The sequence below is a fragment of the Pseudokineococcus sp. 1T1Z-3 genome, assembly GCF_037482365.1.
Lineage (GTDB): Bacteria > Actinomycetota > Actinomycetes > Actinomycetales > Quadrisphaeraceae > Pseudokineococcus.
Genome location: NZ_JBBHZF010000016.1, coordinates 31,260 through 46,061, shown reverse-complemented (window position 1 = coordinate 46,061; position 14,802 = coordinate 31,260). Strand labels below are relative to the sequence as shown.

Annotated in this window: 14 protein-coding genes; 2 read left to right on the top strand and 12 right to left on the bottom strand. The window is 76.3% G+C overall.

All coding sequences use genetic code 11. The features are described 5' to 3' along the window. Positions 1–92 precede the first annotated feature (92 nt). The 7 genes from WDV86_RS04920 to WDV86_RS04890 form a co-directional block, all read right to left on the bottom strand. Positions 93–572 (bottom strand): DUF3817 domain-containing protein, encoded by a 480-nt coding sequence (locus tag WDV86_RS04920; RefSeq protein ID WP_339566491.1) that lies wholly within the window; start codon positions 570–572, stop codon positions 93–95. Further along, the gene (locus tag WDV86_RS04915; protein WP_339566490.1) at positions 569–1,504 is read right to left on the bottom strand and encodes an SURF1 family protein; all 936 of its coding nucleotides are present in this window, start codon (positions 1,502–1,504) and stop codon (positions 569–571) included. The genes WDV86_RS04920 and WDV86_RS04915 overlap by 4 nt, the downstream gene beginning before the upstream one ends. A 41-nt stretch (positions 1,505–1,545) precedes the next feature. Then, a complete protein-coding gene (locus tag WDV86_RS04910) occupies positions 1,546–2,568 on the bottom strand; it encodes an oxidoreductase (RefSeq protein WP_339566489.1) in 1,023 nt (340 codons plus the stop codon). Positions 2,569–2,645: 77 nt separating this feature from the next. Next, positions 2,646–3,794: a GuaB3 family IMP dehydrogenase-related protein gene (locus WDV86_RS04905; RefSeq protein ID WP_339566488.1), complete on the bottom strand. Its 1,149-nt coding sequence runs from the start codon at positions 3,792–3,794 to the stop codon at positions 2,646–2,648. Between the two features lie 55 nt (positions 3,795–3,849). Further along, positions 3,850–5,349, bottom strand: coding sequence for an IMP dehydrogenase (gene guaB, locus WDV86_RS04900; RefSeq protein WP_339566487.1), 1,500 nt, complete (start codon positions 5,347–5,349; stop codon positions 3,850–3,852). A 138-nt stretch (positions 5,350–5,487) separates the two neighbouring features. Next, on the bottom strand, positions 5,488–6,087 hold the full coding sequence (locus WDV86_RS04895) for a helix-turn-helix transcriptional regulator (protein WP_339566486.1): 600 nt from the start codon (positions 6,085–6,087) through the stop codon (positions 5,488–5,490). Positions 6,088–6,351: 264 nt separating this feature from the next. Then, complete coding sequence (locus WDV86_RS04890) at positions 6,352–7,473, bottom strand: MerR family transcriptional regulator (protein ID WP_339566485.1); 1,122 nt, start codon at positions 7,471–7,473, stop codon at positions 6,352–6,354. A 381-nt stretch (positions 7,474–7,854) separates the two neighbouring features. On the opposite strand from WDV86_RS04890, the gene WDV86_RS04885 reads away from it, so the two are divergent. After that, complete coding sequence (locus WDV86_RS04885; protein ID WP_339566484.1) at positions 7,855–8,163, top strand: WhiB family transcriptional regulator; 309 nt, start codon at positions 7,855–7,857, stop codon at positions 8,161–8,163. 228 nt (positions 8,164–8,391) lie between these two features. On the opposite strand, the gene groL is transcribed toward WDV86_RS04885, so the two are convergent. Both groL and groES read right to left on the bottom strand, forming a co-directional pair. Further along, positions 8,392–10,014, bottom strand: a complete 1,623-nt coding sequence (groL, locus tag WDV86_RS04880; protein WP_339566483.1) for a chaperonin GroEL — start codon at positions 10,012–10,014, stop codon at positions 8,392–8,394. Positions 10,015–10,217: 203 nt separating this feature from the next. After that, a complete protein-coding gene (gene groES / locus WDV86_RS04875) occupies positions 10,218–10,511 on the bottom strand; it encodes a co-chaperone GroES (RefSeq protein WP_339566482.1) in 294 nt (97 codons plus the stop codon). A 370-nt stretch (positions 10,512–10,881) separates the two neighbouring features. Between groES and WDV86_RS04870 the strand changes: the two genes are divergently transcribed. Further along, positions 10,882–12,105, top strand: coding sequence for a THUMP-like domain-containing protein (locus tag WDV86_RS04870; protein ID WP_339566481.1), 1,224 nt, complete (start codon positions 10,882–10,884; stop codon positions 12,103–12,105). Between the two features lie 133 nt (positions 12,106–12,238). On the opposite strand, the gene tsaD is transcribed toward WDV86_RS04870, so the two are convergent. From tsaD to tsaB, 3 genes are read right to left on the bottom strand one after another with little or no spacing between them, the layout of a single operon-like run. Continuing rightward, the gene (gene tsaD, locus WDV86_RS04865) at positions 12,239–13,312 is read right to left on the bottom strand and encodes a tRNA (adenosine(37)-N6)-threonylcarbamoyltransferase complex transferase subunit TsaD (protein WP_445262943.1); all 1,074 of its coding nucleotides are present in this window, start codon (positions 13,310–13,312) and stop codon (positions 12,239–12,241) included. Positions 13,313–13,341: 29 nt separating this feature from the next. Further along, positions 13,342–13,878, bottom strand: a complete 537-nt coding sequence (locus WDV86_RS04860; RefSeq protein ID WP_339566479.1) for an N-acetyltransferase — start codon at positions 13,876–13,878, stop codon at positions 13,342–13,344. After that, entirely contained in the window at positions 13,875–14,678 is an 804-nt protein-coding gene (gene tsaB, locus WDV86_RS04855) for a tRNA (adenosine(37)-N6)-threonylcarbamoyltransferase complex dimerization subunit type 1 TsaB (protein ID WP_339566478.1), read from the bottom strand. Before tsaB ends, WDV86_RS04860 begins: the two co-directional genes overlap by 4 nt. Between the last annotated feature and the right edge of the window lie 124 nt (positions 14,679–14,802).

Here is a 14,802-nt window from a genome sequence, read left to right as displayed (position 1 = left end):
CCGCCGACCGCGTACCCAACCTCCGTGGTCAGTACAGCTAGTGGCCGCGCCCGACGGCTCCGGACGGTCGCCGTCGGCGCCCTCGCGGCGGGTCAGGCGTCGGCGCGGCCGCCGGAGGCGTCGGCGGGCGTCCCGCTGCCGGAGGTCTGCCCGAGCTCGGCGAGCAGCGCGTGGACCTCTCGCGTGACCCGGCGCTCCACCACGAAGGACACGCCGGGCAGCACCCCGGCGAGCACCAGCCCGACGAGGCGGCCCGCGCGCCACCGCAGCCGCGACCACATGTCCACGACCGTGACCAGGTAGACGATGTACACCCACCCGTGGGTGACGGCGAGCCAGCTGCCCGCGAGGTGCACCTCGTCGCCCAGCACCTTGGTGAGTCCACGCACTCCGAGGTTGGTGAAGACGAGCACGAGCAGGACGCCGGTGATGATCGCCATCACGCGGTAGCGCGTGAGCGCCGGGCCGAGGCTGGCCTGCTGCAGGCGCCGGGTCTGGGCGCGGGTGCGACCACCGCCCGGGGTGCCGCCTGACGGGGTGCCAGCGGTCGCGGGCTCGGACGGGGTGCTCACCGGGAGGCCTCCTGGGGACGGCGCGTGGTCGAGGGGTCGGGGCCGGTCGAGGGACGAGTCGTGGAGCCGGGGCCGGCCGAGGCGTCGTCGCCCTCGCCGTGCTGCCCGGCGGCGAGCCGGCGCTCCTGCGCCTCGTCCTCGGCCCGTTCGACGTCGCGCAGGCGCACGTCCCGCACGATGCGCAGCCACATGAGCACGGCGAAGCCGGCGAAGACCCACCACTGGAAGGCGTAGGAGACGTTCTGCAGGTTGGTCTCGGCCTCCCGCTCCGGCGGCGGCAGCGGCGCGAGCCCGGCCACCGCCGCCTCGGGCACGAGGTAGGCCGCGTAGATGGGGCCGCCCCAGACGTTGAGCAGGTCCGCCGAGCTCGCCGTCGCCAGCTCTCCCGCCGGCAGCGCGGTCGTCCCGCGCGGGTCCTCCGAGAGCACGAGCTCGCCGACCAGCGAGTCCCCGCCGGTCGGGGCGGCCGGCGGGGCCTGCCCCTCGGGCAGGTAGCCGAGGGCCACCGGCAGCAGCGCCCCGGCGCCACCCCCGGAGCCAGCACCACCCGAGGAGCCGGCCCCGCCGTCGAGGGCGGCGCCGTCCACCTGCAGCGCCCCGAGCACCCAGGAGCCCTCCCCCGGCTCGCCGTCGGCGCCTCGGTCGACCACGCGCTGCAGCGGGACGTCGGCCCACGTGCCGTCGACGCTGACCGGCCCGGCGACCGCCTCGGCGGTCAGCTGCTCCTGCGGCGCGAGGACGTCACCGATCGGGACGGCGCCACGCTCGGCGGGCGGCTGCTCGCTGGTCCGCGCCCGGCCCAGCTGCCAGGCCCCCAGCTCGGCGAACACCACGGCGAGGCCGAGGGCCAGCGCCAGCAGCGCGAGCATCCGAGGGCGCAGCGCGGTGCGCACGAGGCTCTGGGGAGCGCTCGACGACGGTCGGCTGGGCACCGCCCCAGGGTACGGACACCGCCTGGGCGAAGGCCGAGGGCTCAGGCGGCCCCGGCCGGCGGGTCGAGCTCGTGGAAGCCGACGCCGGTGAGCCGCACGGCCTCCTCCCACAGCCAGCGGGCCATGTCGACGTCCTGGGCGCGCGCCGACGTCCCGACCCGCACGGGCGGGCCGCTGCGCTCGCCGGCACCGGCCGGCCCGTAGTACTCCCCGCCCACGACGTCGGGGGCCGTCGCCGCGCGCAGCACCGACCAGGCGCCCTGCTCCGGGCTCTGCATGACGAGCTCGCCGACCTTGCCGGCGGCGCGGCGGACGACGTCGGGCATCCGCCCGAAGGGTCCGCCGGTGAAGAGGTTGGTCGCCGAGATGCCCGGGTGGGCGGCGACGCTGACGAGCTCACGCCCGGCGCGTTCGGTACGACGGTCCAGCTCGAGCGCGAACATGAGGTCGGCCAGCTTGGACTGGCCGTACGCGCTCCACGCCTCGTACCGCTTCTCGCGCATGAGGTCCTGCGGGGTGATCCGCCCGAAGCGGTGGGCCATGCTCGACAGGCTGACCACGCGCGGACGGCGCCCGGCGGACTCGCTCTGCAGCAGCGGGCCCAGCAGGCGCCCCGTGAGCGCGAAGTGGCCGAGGAAGTTGGTGCCCAGCTGCATCTCGAAGCCGTCCTGCGTGCGGCCCTTCGGCACGGCCATGACGCCGGCGTTGTTGACGAGCAGGTCGAGGCCGTGGCTGCCGAGGGTCGCCGTCAGGCGGGTGGCGAGGTCGGTGACGCTCGCGAGCGAGGCGAGGTCGAGCATCTGCAGCTCGACCTGCGCGCCCGGCGCACGGCCCTGGACGTCGGCGAGGGCGGCCTGGCCCTTCTCCCGCGAGCGCGCCGTCATGATCACGCGCGCGCCGGCGGCGGCCAGCACGGCCGAGGTCTCCAGGCCCAGGCCCGAGTTGGCTCCCGTCACGAGCACGACCCGCCCGGACTGGTCGCCGACCTGCTCGGGCGACCAGCCGCCGCGGGAGCCCGGGGGCGGGCCGGGAGTCGAGGTGGGGGCGTCGGCGTCGTTCGTCATGGCGGTCACTGTCTCCCGTCCGGCGGGACGCCGCCCGGCGGGCCCGTGCCCTGCGCCCGGGAGGACGCCGCCGCGGGTCAGGCCTCGGCGTGCAGCGCCGGGTGCCCCGTGGGCTGGTACGGGCTGACGACGACCTCGCAGCGCTGCATCTCCTTGAGGTCGGAGTAGCCCGTCGTCGCCATCGCCCGACGCAGCGCGCCGAGCAGGTTGGTGGTGCCGTCCGCCGTCCGCCCGGGGCCGACGAGGACCTCCTCCAGCGTCGCCACCGTGCCGACCTGCACGCGCTCCCCCCGCGGCAGCACCGGGTGGTGCGCCTCGGGGCCCCAGTGCCAGCCCCGACCGGGGGCCTCCTGCGCCCGCGCGAGCGCCGTGCCGAGCATGACGGCGTCGGCGCCGCAGGCGACGGCCTTCACGAGGTCCCCTGAGCGGCTGACGCCGCCGTCGGCGATGACGTGCACGTAGCGACCGCCGGACTCGTCGAGGTAGTCACGCCGTGCCCCGGCGACGTCGGCGACGGCGCTGGCCATGGGCGGGTGGATACCCAGCATCGTGCGGGTCGAGCTGGCGGCGCCGCCGCCGAAGCCGACGAGGACGCCGGCGGCCCCCGTGCGCATGAGGTGCAGCGCCGCGGTGTGGGAGGCCGCACCGCCGACGACGACCGGCACGTCGAGCTCGTAGATGAAGCGCTTGAGGTTCAGCGGCTCGCTCCGGGACGAGACGTGCTCGGCCGAGACGGTGGTGCCGCGGATGACGAACAGGTCGACGCCGGCGTCCACCACGGTCTTCCAGAGCTGCTGCGTGCGCTGCGGGCTCAGCGCGCCGGCGACGGTGACGCCCGCCTCGCGGATGGTCCGCAGCCGCTGCGTCACGAGGTCGGGGTCGATGTCGCGCGCGTAGATCTCCTGCATGCGCCGGGTGGCGCCACCCGCCGGCAGCTCGGCGATCTCCGCCAGCAGCGGCTCGGGGTCCTCGTACCGGGTCCAGAGCCCCTCGAGGTCGAGCACCCCCAGGCCGCCCAGACGCCCCACCGTGATCGCCGTCTCGGGCGAGGTCGCCGAGTCCATCGGCGCCGAGAGCACCGGCAGCTCGAACTGGTAGGCGTCGATCTGCCACGAGGTCGAGACGTCCTGGGTGTCGCGGGTGCGCCGGCTCGGCACCACCGCGACGTCGTCGAAGGAGTAGGTGCGCCGCCCGCGCTTGCCGCTGCCGATCTCGATCTCCGCCACGCGCGGAGGCTAGTGGCCCGCGCCGACGGTGACCGAACCGTCCGGCGCCGAGGCGTCAGCGGCGCCCGTAGTTGGGCGCCTCGACCGTCATCTGCACGTCGTGGGGGTGGCTCTCCTTCAGCCCGGCGCTCGTGATGCGGGTGAAGCGGCCCTTCGCCTGCAGCTCGGGGACCGTGCGGGCACCGGTGTAGAACATCGACTGCCGCAGGCCCCCGACGAGCTGGTGGGCGACCGCGGACAGCGGGCCGCGGTAGGGCACCTGGCCCTCGATGCCCTCGGGCACGAAGGCGTCGTCGTCGACGTCGCCCTGGAAGTAGCGGTCCTTGGAGTAGGAGCGCACCCGCCCACGGGTCTGCGCCGCACCGAGGGAGCCCATGCCGCGGTAGCCCTTGTACTGCTTGCCGCCGACGAAGACGAGGTCGCCGGGGCTCTCGTCGCAGCCGGCCAGCAGCGAGCCGAGCATGACGGCGTCGGCGCCGGCCACGAGCGCCTTGGCGATGTCGCCGGAGTGCTGCAGGCCGCCGTCGCCGATGACCGGGACGCCGGCCGGGCGGCAGGCCTGCGCGGCCTCCCAGATCGCGCTGACCTGCGGCACGCCGACGCCCGCGACCACGCGGGTGGTGCAGATCGACCCGGGCCCGACGCCGACCTTGACGCCGTCGGCGCCGGCGTCCACGAGCGCCTGGGCGCCCGCCCGGGTGGCCACGTTGCCGCCGACGACGTCGACGTGCGCCGCGGCGGGGTCGCCCTTCAGCCGGGCCACCATGTCCGCGACGCCGCGGGTGTGCCCGTGGGCGGTGTCCACGACGACGACGTCCACGCCGGCGTCCACGAGCGCCATCGCCCGCTTCCACGCGTCGTCGAAGAAGCCGACGGCCGCCCCGACGCGCAGGCGCCCGGCGTCGTCCTTGGTCGCGAGGGGGTACTGCTCGCTCTTGGTGAAGTCCTTGACGGTGATGAGCCCGCGCAGCCGGCCGTCGGCGTCGACGATGGGCAGCTTCTCGACCTTGTGCTCGCGCAGCAGCGACATCGCCAGGTCACGGCTCGCGCCCACGGGGGCGGTGACGAGCGGCATCGGCGTCATGACGTCACGCACGAGCCGGGTGTGGTCGGCCTCCCACCGCAGGTCGCGGTTGGTGACGATGCCGACCAGCACGCCGCGGGCGTCGACGACCGGCAGCCCGGAGACCCGGTAGCGCGCGCACGCGGCGTCGACGTCGGCGAGCGTCGTCTCGGGCGTCGTCGTCACCGGGGCGGTGATCATGCCCGCCTCGGAACGCTTGACGAGGTCGACCTGGTCGGCCTGGTCCTCGATCGAGAGGTTGCGGTGCAGGACGCCGAGCCCGCCCTGGCGTGCCATGGCGATGGCCATCCGCGACTCGGTGACGGTGTCCATCGCCGAGGACAGCAGCGGCACCCGGACCTCGACGCGCCGGCTCAGCCGGGTGCTGGTGTCCGCCTCGCTGGGGATGACGTCGCTCTCGCCGGGCAGCAGCAGGACGTCGTCGTAGGTGAGGCCCACCCGGGCGAAGGGGTCGGCGGGCGTGTCCGGCACGGGGAGGCTCCCTGGAAGCGAGGGTCGGCTGCACGCGCGGCGCTGCGCTGCCTCCGATGGTAGGACCCCCGGCGACCTCCCCGGACCTGCCGACGCCCGTCCGCCGCCGGGGTGCCGGGCAGGGGCGCGGACCCGGCGTCAGCGCACGAGGCCGGCGCGGAAGCCGATCGCCACGGCGTGGGCGCGGTCGGCTGCCCCCAGCTTGCGGAACAGCCTGCGCGCGTGGGTCTTCACCGTGTCCTCGGACAGGAACAGCTCCTTGCCGATCTCCCCGTTGCTGCGCCCGCGGCTCATGCCGGCGAGGACCTGGTGCTCGCGCTCGGTGAGGACGGGCACCTCCTCGCCGGCGCCGGCCGCGCTGGCGACCCGGCGGGCCTCGCTGACGGCGAGGGCGTGGTGCAGGACGGCGGTGAGCTCGGGGGTGCTGGGCTCGCGGACCAGCAGCGCGCAGGCGCCGGCGGCCATGGCGGCGCCACCGGTGTCGCCGTCACCCGGGGCGACGACGGCGATGACGGCCGTCTGCGGGCGCGCGGCCATCCACGAGCGGACCTGCTCGGCCGAGCGGGGGTCGGTGCACGACATGACGACGACGTCCGGCGGGCCCCCGGGCGCCGTGCGGGCCGTCGCGCCGCCGGCACCGGCGGCCACCGTCCGGGTGACGCCGGGCACCGAGGCGACCTGGCGTCGCATCGACTCACGCACGGGGAGGACGTCGTCGCAGACGAGCACGGTGGACACGGGAACCTCCGGGTTGTCGGCCGCGGTCGCGGCCTTCCTGCCCTGGTGATCGGCAAGGGCGCGACCGGACCTGAGCAGGACCTGGACCGCCGGTCGCGCAGGAGCCCCGCGCGGCGTCGGCGGCCGGGGCGGCGGCACCGCCGCGACGGGGCTCGCAGCACGCTCAGGAAGAGATGTCCCGGAGGTCATGCCCGAGGTTCGGGGCACCCGATCGGGTGGATGGGGCGCTCTTGCCCGCCGTCCGGGAGGGCGGCCGCCGAGGACTCAGCCGGTGACGGCGTCCACGGCGTCGCCGAGGTCCGCGACGACGCGGGCGCCGTCGGGTGCCTCGCCCGCCCAGCCGCGCCCGACGAGGAGGACGCGGGCACCGAGGGGGTCGACCAGCCGTGCCGTCTCCTCCCGCGCCCCCCGCGGGACGTCCGCGTCGGCCACGACGAGCACCACCGCGGCGTCGACCTGCTCGGCGACGGCCGCCGCACGCTCGGCGGGGTGCGCCCCAGGGAGCACCGAGGCCCGCACCCCTGCTTCTCCGAGCGCGGCGGCGAGGACGTGGCCGAGGAGGTCGCCCGTCACGCCGGCCGGCGCCCCGCGGTGGGCGGCGGCGCGGGCGTCGGCGTCCTCCTCCGCCGTGCACGGCCGGACGACCAGGGCGCCGGCGCCTCCAGCCGGCGAGCCCTCGGCGATGCTGCGCAGCGCCTGCAGCAGCGCGGCCTCCAGCAGAGCCCCCGGCGCCCGTCCCGGCGAGACCGCCCCGACCCGGTCCGAGAGGACCTGCAGCACAGGGCGCACGAGAGCAGTCCAGGTGCGGACGACGCCGTCGACGGCGGCGTAGGCCTCCAGCTGGCGGGCGCACTCCCCCGCCTGCAGCGCCATCGCCGCGCGGGCGAGGGAGCGGACGGACGGCGTCGCCGAGCCCAGCGCTGGCTGGGCGTCCCCGACCGGAGCGGGGCTCTGGACCGGGGAGCTCCGGACCGGGGAGGAGCTGGGGGGCGCGGATGTCGGCCCCTCGACCCCGTGGCGATCCCCCTGCGGGACGGCCGGCCGGGGGGCGCCGGTCGGTGCGGGCGGCGGCGACGGCGTCTGCAGGGCGACACGGGCGGCCTCGGCGGGCGAGTAGCCCTCGAGGGTCATCCGGCGCATGACCATGAGCCGGTCGAGGTCACCGAGGGAGTACTGGCGGTGGGCACCCGCGGTGTGCGCCGAGGGCCCGAGGCCGTAGCGGCGGGCCCAGGTGCGCAACGTCGCGGGCGCGACGCCCAGACGGCGGGCGACCGCCGCCACCTTCAGCGTCGGGGCCCCGGCGCGGGCGCTGCTCCCAGTCCCGAGGTCAGCCCCGCGGTCAGCCCCGAGGTCAGCCGTGTCGGCGTCGTCCTCCTGCGAGGGCACGACCAGCACCTCCTCCTGCGACCGTCGCGGCCGCTCGCGGTCGCGGTGGCCGACCCCCAGGTCCCTCGACCGACGCGCGGCGTCTGTCGTGGCGGGGAGCACGACAGCAGGTTGGCGGCTGGCGGCTCGGCGTGCCACCCAGCCCGGTGGGCAGGCCCTGGGTCACGCCCTGTCCAGAGCGCCTCGCGGCGAGCAGGTCACGACCCGCCGTCGACGCAGACCTGACAGGTGGCTGAACAACTTCAGATGACCTGCCGAGGGCCCTTGAACAACTTCTGGATCGCTTGTAGCGTCCTCGCCATCGACACCGCGTCGGGCCGGCAGACGGCTCGGGCGGACCACCGCCCCTCACCCGGGGGCCACCACCAGCAGGAGCACCCCATGGCTGAGATCTCGCGCCTCCCCGGACCCGTCGCCGACATCTGGGAGTGGCAGATGCAGGGCGCCTGCCGCGATGCGGACGACACCCTGTTCTTCCACCCGGAGGGCGAGCGCGGCCCGAGCCGTCGCAACCGCGACAACGCCGCGAAGGCCATCTGCGCCTCCTGCCCGGTGGTCCAGTCCTGCAAGGAGCACGCCCTGGCGGTCCGCGAGCCCTACGGCGTCTGGGGCGGCATGACCGAGGACGAGCGCGAGGCCGAGTACGCGCGCCGCCGCAGCGGCGTCCGCACGCTGCCGCTCGCCAGCTGACGCCCCGGCAGCTCGTCCCCCCGGGCCGGACCTGCTGGCCGGCCGAAGCCGGAGGCGGCGGCGCTGCCGACCACCGTCACGACGCACGAGAGCCCCGCACCGACCCGGTGCGGGGCTCTCGTGCGTTCTGCCGCCCTGGCCTCTCGTGCCCTGGCGTCTGGACGCCGGGGCATGCGCCGCCGGGGCTCGCGCCGCCCTGACCCACCTGCGGTCAGGGCGGCGCGCCGGTCAGTGGTGGTGGCCGTGGTGGCCGCCGGCCGCGGCCGGCTCGGGCTGCGGCTCCTTCTTCTCCACGACGAGCGTCTCGGTGGTGAGCACCATCGAGGCGATCGAGACGGCGTTGACCAGGGCCGAGCGGGTGACCTTGACCGGGTCGATGACGCCGGCGCCCACCAGCTCCTCGTACTCCCCCGTCGCGGCGTTCAGGCCGTGCCCGGCGCCCAGGCCGCGGACGCGGTCGACCACGACGTAGCCGTTGAGGCCGGCGTTCTCGGCGATCCAGCGCAGCGGCTGGACCACCGAGCGTCGGACGATGCCGACGCCGACGGCCTCGTCGCCCTCGCGCCCGAGGTCGCCGTCGAGCACCGCGGACGCCTGGACGAGGGCCGAGCCGCCGCCGGCGACGATGCCCTCCTCGATGGCCGCGCGGGTCGCCGAGACGGCGTCCTCGATGCGGTGCTTCTTCTCCTTGAGCTCGACCTCGGTGGCCGCGCCGACCTGGATGACGCAGACGCCGCCGCCGAGCTTGGCGAGCCGCTCCTGCAGCTTCTCGCGGTCCCAGTCGGAGTCGGTGCGCTCGATCTCGGCGCGGATCTGGTCGGCGCGGGCGCTGATGTCCTCGGCCGAGCCGCCGCCGTCGACGATGGTGGTGTCGTCCTTGGTGACGACGACGCGACGGGCGCTGCCGAGCACCTCCAGGCCGACCTGGTCGAGCTTGAGCCCGACCTCGGGGCTGACGACCTGAGCGCCGGTGAGGACGGCGAGGTCCTCCAGCATCGCCTTGCGGCGGTCGCCGAAGCCCGGCGCCTTGATCGCCGTCGCGGTGAAGGTGCCGCGGATCTTGTTGACGACGAGGGTCGAGAGGGCCTCGCCGTCGACGTCCTCGGCGACGACGAAGAGCGGCTTGGACGTCTGCAGCACCTTCTCCAGCAGGGGGAGAAGGTCCTGCACCGAGCTGATCTTGCTCGGGCTGATGAGGACGTGGGCGTCCTCGAGGACGGCCTCCATGCGCTCGTTGTCGGTGACGAAGTGCGGCGAGAGGTAGCCCTTGTCGAGCTGCATGCCCTCGGTGAACTCGAGGTCCATGGTCGCCGTCGAGGCCTCCTCGACCGTGATGACCCCGTCCTTGCCGACCTTGTCGAAGGCCTCGGCGATGAGGTCGCCGATGACGCGGTCCTGGCTGGAGATCGCCGCGACGTGGGCGATCTCCTCCTTGCCGTCGACGTCGCGGGCCGCGCTGCGCAGGGCCTCGCCGAGCGCCTCGACGGCCGCGTCCATGCCGCGCTTGAGGCCGCTGGGGGATGCGCCGGCGGCGACGTTGCGGAGGCCCTCGTGGACGAGCGCCTGGGCGAGGACGGTCGCCGTCGTCGTGCCGTCGCCGGCGACGTCGTTGGTCTTGGTGGCGACCTCCTTCGCGAGCTGGGCGCCGAGGTCCTCGTAGGGGTCCTCGAGCTCGATCTCGCGGGCGATCGTCACGCCGTCGTTGGTGATCGTGGGTGCGCCCCACTGCTTGTCGATGACGACGTTGCGGCCGCGGGGGCCGAGCGTCACCTTGACCGCGTCGGCGAGGGCGTCGACGCCGCGCTCGAGCGCGCGTCGGGCCTCGTCGTCGAACTGCAGGGTCTTGGCCATGCTGCTCCGTCCTGGGTGGTGCTTCGCGGGTCGTGCTGCGGGTGGGTGCTGCGCGGCGCGGCGGTGCGGCGCTCGCGGGCTGCACGCACGACCGCCCCGGGGACCGGCGGTGCGGTCCGCCGGGGCGGTCGTCGGGCGTCAGCGGGCGACGGGGGCGCGGGGCGCCGTGCGCGGCCCGGGCTGCGCCACGGGGGTGCGGGTCGTCAGCTGACGACGGCCAGCACGTCGCGGGCCGAGAGGATCAGCAGGTCCTCGCCGCCGTACTTGACCTCGGTGCCGCCGTACTTGCTGTAGATGACCTTCTGGCCGACCTCGACGTCGACCGGCACACGCTGGCCGTTGTCGTCGACGCGGCCCGGGCCCACCGCGAGGACCTCGCCCTCCTGGGGCTTCTCCTTCGCGGTGTCCGGGATGACCAGACCCGACGCGGTCGTCTGCTCGGCCTCGACGGCCTTGACGACGATGCGGTCCTCGAGCGGCTTGATGGAGACCGACACTGTGCGGACCTCTCCTTCGTGGGGCTCCCTGCGCGGGAACCGATGACGTGGGCAGGCGCGGGTGGGTCCGTCCGCCGTCGCGGGGGTCGGCCGGCCCTGCCGTTGCGCCTCCGGAACTCTAGGACGGGCTTAGCACTCGGTCAATCCGAGTGCCAGCGCCGTGCGGGCCCGCTGGATGCCGGCCCGCCGGCTCGGGCGACGACGAGCGGCGGGCCCCGGGGCAGCGACGACCAGAGCCCCGCACACCGGGAGGAACAACGCACGGCGCCTGCCGACCTCAGGGCTGTGACCTGGGACGACGCTCGTACGCGCCGTCGTCGTCCTCCCCGTCTGCCGGTCGGAGGCCCGCCCCCGTGCAAGCATCACGGCCGTGGCGGACCCCGAGACGGCCGGCCTGGCGGCCCTGCTGACGCCGGCGGGGCTCGCCCTCCTGGACACGCTGCCGCCCTACGAGGAGGCGGCCGTCATGGCGCTCGGGGAGCGGCTGCGCGCGCAGGGCCACGAGCCGGCGCTGGTGGCCGCGGCGCTGACGCAGAGCCGGCTCCGTGCGCGGGCGCAGACCAAGTTCGGGCCCTTCGCCGCCGACATGGTCTTCACCGCAGCCGGCCTGGAGCAGGCGACGCGACTGCCCGTCGCGGCGCGGCACGCCCGCCGGTTCGCCGGCGCCGACGTGGGGCGGGTCGCGGACCTGGGCTGCGGCATCGGCGGGGACGCCCTGGCGGTGGCCGGCCTCGGGCTGGGCGTGCTGGCGGTGGACCGCGACGAGGCCACCGCCGCCGTGGCGTCGGTGAACCTGCGGCGCTTCCCCGGCGTCGACGTGCGGTGCGAGGACGTCACGGCCACCGAGCTCGCCGGCGTCGGCGCGGTGTGGCTGGACCCGGCGCGCCGCGACGAGCGCGGGCGCAGGGTGCTGGACCCGCGCCGGGCGAGCCCGCCGCTGTCCTTCGCCCTCGAGCTCGCCCGTGAGCGGCCCGTCGGGGTCAAGACGGCCCCGGGCGTCGACCACGACCTCGTGCCGGGGTCCGGCGCGCCGGGCGGCCCGTGGGAGTGCCAGTGGACGTCGGTCGACGGCGACGTCGTCGAGGCGGCGCTGTGGAGCGGGGCGCTGGCCCGAGACGGCGTGCGGCGCAGCGCCGTCGTGCTCCGGGGCGAGGCGGCCGCGGTGGTCGACGACGCGGCCGACCCCTTCGGCGGCCCGGGCGGCGGCGAGCGCCCGCCCGTCGGCGAGGTGGGTGCCTACCTCTACGAGCCGGACGGCGCCGTCGTCCGCGCGGGGCTCGTGGGCGCCGTCGTCGCGGCGCTCGACGGGCGGCTGGTGGACCCCTCGATCGCCTACGTCACCGCCGACCGTCACGTCGAGCTGCCGTGGGCGAGCGCCTACGCCGTCGAGGAGGTCCTGCCCTTCGGCCTCAAGCCGCTGCGGGCGCGGCTGCGCGAGCGCGGCGTGGGGCGCCTGACGATCAAGAAGCGCGGCACCGCCGTCGAGCCCGACGAGCTGCGCCGCCGTCTGCGCCTGGAGGGGCCCGAGGAGGCCGTGCTCGTGCTGACGCGCGTGGCCGGACGGCAGAGCGCGCTGGTCTGCCGCGCCCTCTGACGCCCCGTCCTGGCGGAGGACGGCGACGAAGTCCGCCTCACGGCCCTCCCCCGGCGGAGAAAGGCTACGAAGTCCGCCTCACGGCCCTCCCTCGGCGGAGACCGGCGACGAGGTCCGCGCGATGGGTCAGGTCTCAGCCGACGAGGACGGTGCCCACCGGCAACGAGGAGTCGCCGCCGAGGTCGGGCGAGGACGGCGGCAGGCCGCGGGCGAGCACGGCGGCGCCGAGCGCGGCGACCATCGCGCCGTTGTCGGTGCACAGCCGCAGGCGCGGGACCCGCAGCGCCACACCAGCGTCCGCGCACCGCTCGGCGAGCAGCGCCCGCAGGCGCGGGTTGGCCGAGACCCCGCCGCCGAGCAGCAGGGAGCCGAGGCCGTGGGTGCGGCAGGCGTCGACGGCCTTGCGGGAGAGGACGTCGACGACGGCCTCCTGGAAGGACGCCGCGACGTCGTCCACGGGCACCTGCCGGCCCGACGCCTCGCACGCGCGCACCCAGCGGGCGACGGCGGTCTTGAGGCCGGAGAAGGAGAAGTCGAAGCGGTGCCGCTCCAGGTCGCGCGCCGACGTCAGCCCGCGGGGGAAGGCGATGGCGCGGGGGTCCCCGCGCTCGGCGGCGGCGCTGATGGCGGGGCCGCCGGGGTAGGGCAGCCCGAGCAGGCGCGCGGTCTTGTCGAAGGCCTCCCCCGCGGCGTCGTCGACGGTCTCGCCGAGGAGCCGGACGTCGGAGGCGATGTCGACGACGTGCAGCAGCGAGGTGTGACCGCCGGAGACGAGCAGCGCCGCGCACGGCGTCGGCAGCGGTCCGCCGTCCAGCGCGCAGACGGCGACGTGCGCGTCGAGGTGGTTGACGCCGTACAGCGGCACGTCGAGCGCCCACGCGAGCGACTTGGCCGCACCGATGCCCACGAGCAGGGCCCCCGCGAGACCCGGGCCGGCGGTGACGGCGACCGCGTCGACGTCGGCGAGCTCGACCCCCGCGTCGGCGCACGCCCGGCGCACGGTCGGCACGAGCGCCTGCAGGTGCGCCCGGCTGGCCACCTCGGGGACGACGCCGCCGAAGCGGGCGTGCTCCTCGACGCTGCTGGCGACGGCGTCGGCGAGCAGCGTCGTCCCGCGGACGAGGCCGACACCGGTCTCGTCGCAGGAGGTCTCGATGCCCAGGACGAGCGGCTCGACGCCGTCGGCCGGTGGTCGACCCGGCTGCAGCAGGCGGGCGCGCGGTGCGGGGCCGGTGCTCACGACGTCTCCTCGGGGCGGTGAGGGGCCGCGCCACCGAGCCGACGTCGCAGGACGAGGGCGTCGACGCCCTGGCCGTAGTAGTCGCGGCGCCGGGCGAGCGTCTCGAAGCCGTGCCGGCGGTAGAGGCGCTGCGCGGGCTCGTTGCCCGCCTCGACCTCCAGCAGCAGCGCCGTGGAGCCGGCGTGGGCGGCGTGGACCTCGCAGGCGCTCAGCAGGGCGTCACCGAGTCCCCGGCCGCGGGCGCAGGGGTCGACGGCGACGGTCTGGACGTCCGCGTCCGGCCCGGCGGCCGCCGCGCCCGCGTAGCCGAGCAGGCGCCCGTCCTCCTCCTGGGTCGCCGGTGCCTCGCGGACCACCCAGTAGGCCCGGCCGGGCGCGGCGAGCTCAGACCAGAAGGTCTCGGCGCTCCACGCCGTCGCCCCGAAGACCCGCGCCTCCAGCGCGGCGACGTCCGCGACGTCCCACCAGCGCATCGGCTGCAGGACGTCCGGCGTCGCGCGGCTGGCGTCGTCCGGCTGGCGGCCGACGTTCACGAGGGCACCGCGGCGGTCGGCAGGGGTGGTGGCGTGCGGTCGGCGAGCGCGACGGCGTCCGGACGCCGCAGGTACAGCGGCTCGACCGGCACGAGCGGCAGGGCCCCGCGCCCCGCGAGCGCCTCCGCCGCCACGAGCCCGACCCACGCCGCCAACGCCCCGGACCCGGCACTTCGACGACTGTCCGCCGCCCCAGACCCCCCGTCTCCGGCACTTCGACGACGTCGTGCCGAGGTGGAGGGGGCGTCAGCGGCACGTCGACGTCGATGTGCCGGTTGGGGGGCGGCGGGGAGGTGGTCGGCGTAGAGGTCGACGCCGGGGCCGACCCAGGCCGCGGCCTCATCGGCGATGTCGGCGGCCGCACCGACGCCTGGCCCGGCGACGCGCCGCGGGCCGCCGTCGGCGCCGGCGTAGCTCGCCCAGTAGACCTCGCGCCGTCGCGCGTCGGTCGCGACCCCCAGCCGCTCGCCCGTGCCGGGCACGACGCCGCCACGCCAGGCGGCGAGCGCCAGCCCGTCGAGGCTGCAGACGCCGTGCACGGGCAGGTCCAGCGCCAGCCCGGTGACCAGCGCGGCCGCCATCCCGACCCGCAGCCCCGTGTACGGCCCGGGCCCGACACCGGTGACGACGCCGCTCAGCCCTCGCCGCTCGACCCCCGCCTCGGCGAGCACCTGCTCGACGAGCGGCTGCAGGACCTCGGCGTGGCGGCGCGGGTCGCCCGACGTCGCCGACGCCAGCACCCGCTCGCCGTCCAGCACGGCGGCCGACGCGACAGCGGAGGTGTCGACGGCCAGCAGCACCCGCCCAGGGTAGGCGGGCCACGACCCGCCGCCCGGACACCTCACCGCGCCCCCCTCCCACTCTCGTGGACGCCCATACCCGGCACCTCGACGTCGAAGTGCCGGGTGAAGCGCCCCAGCCCGG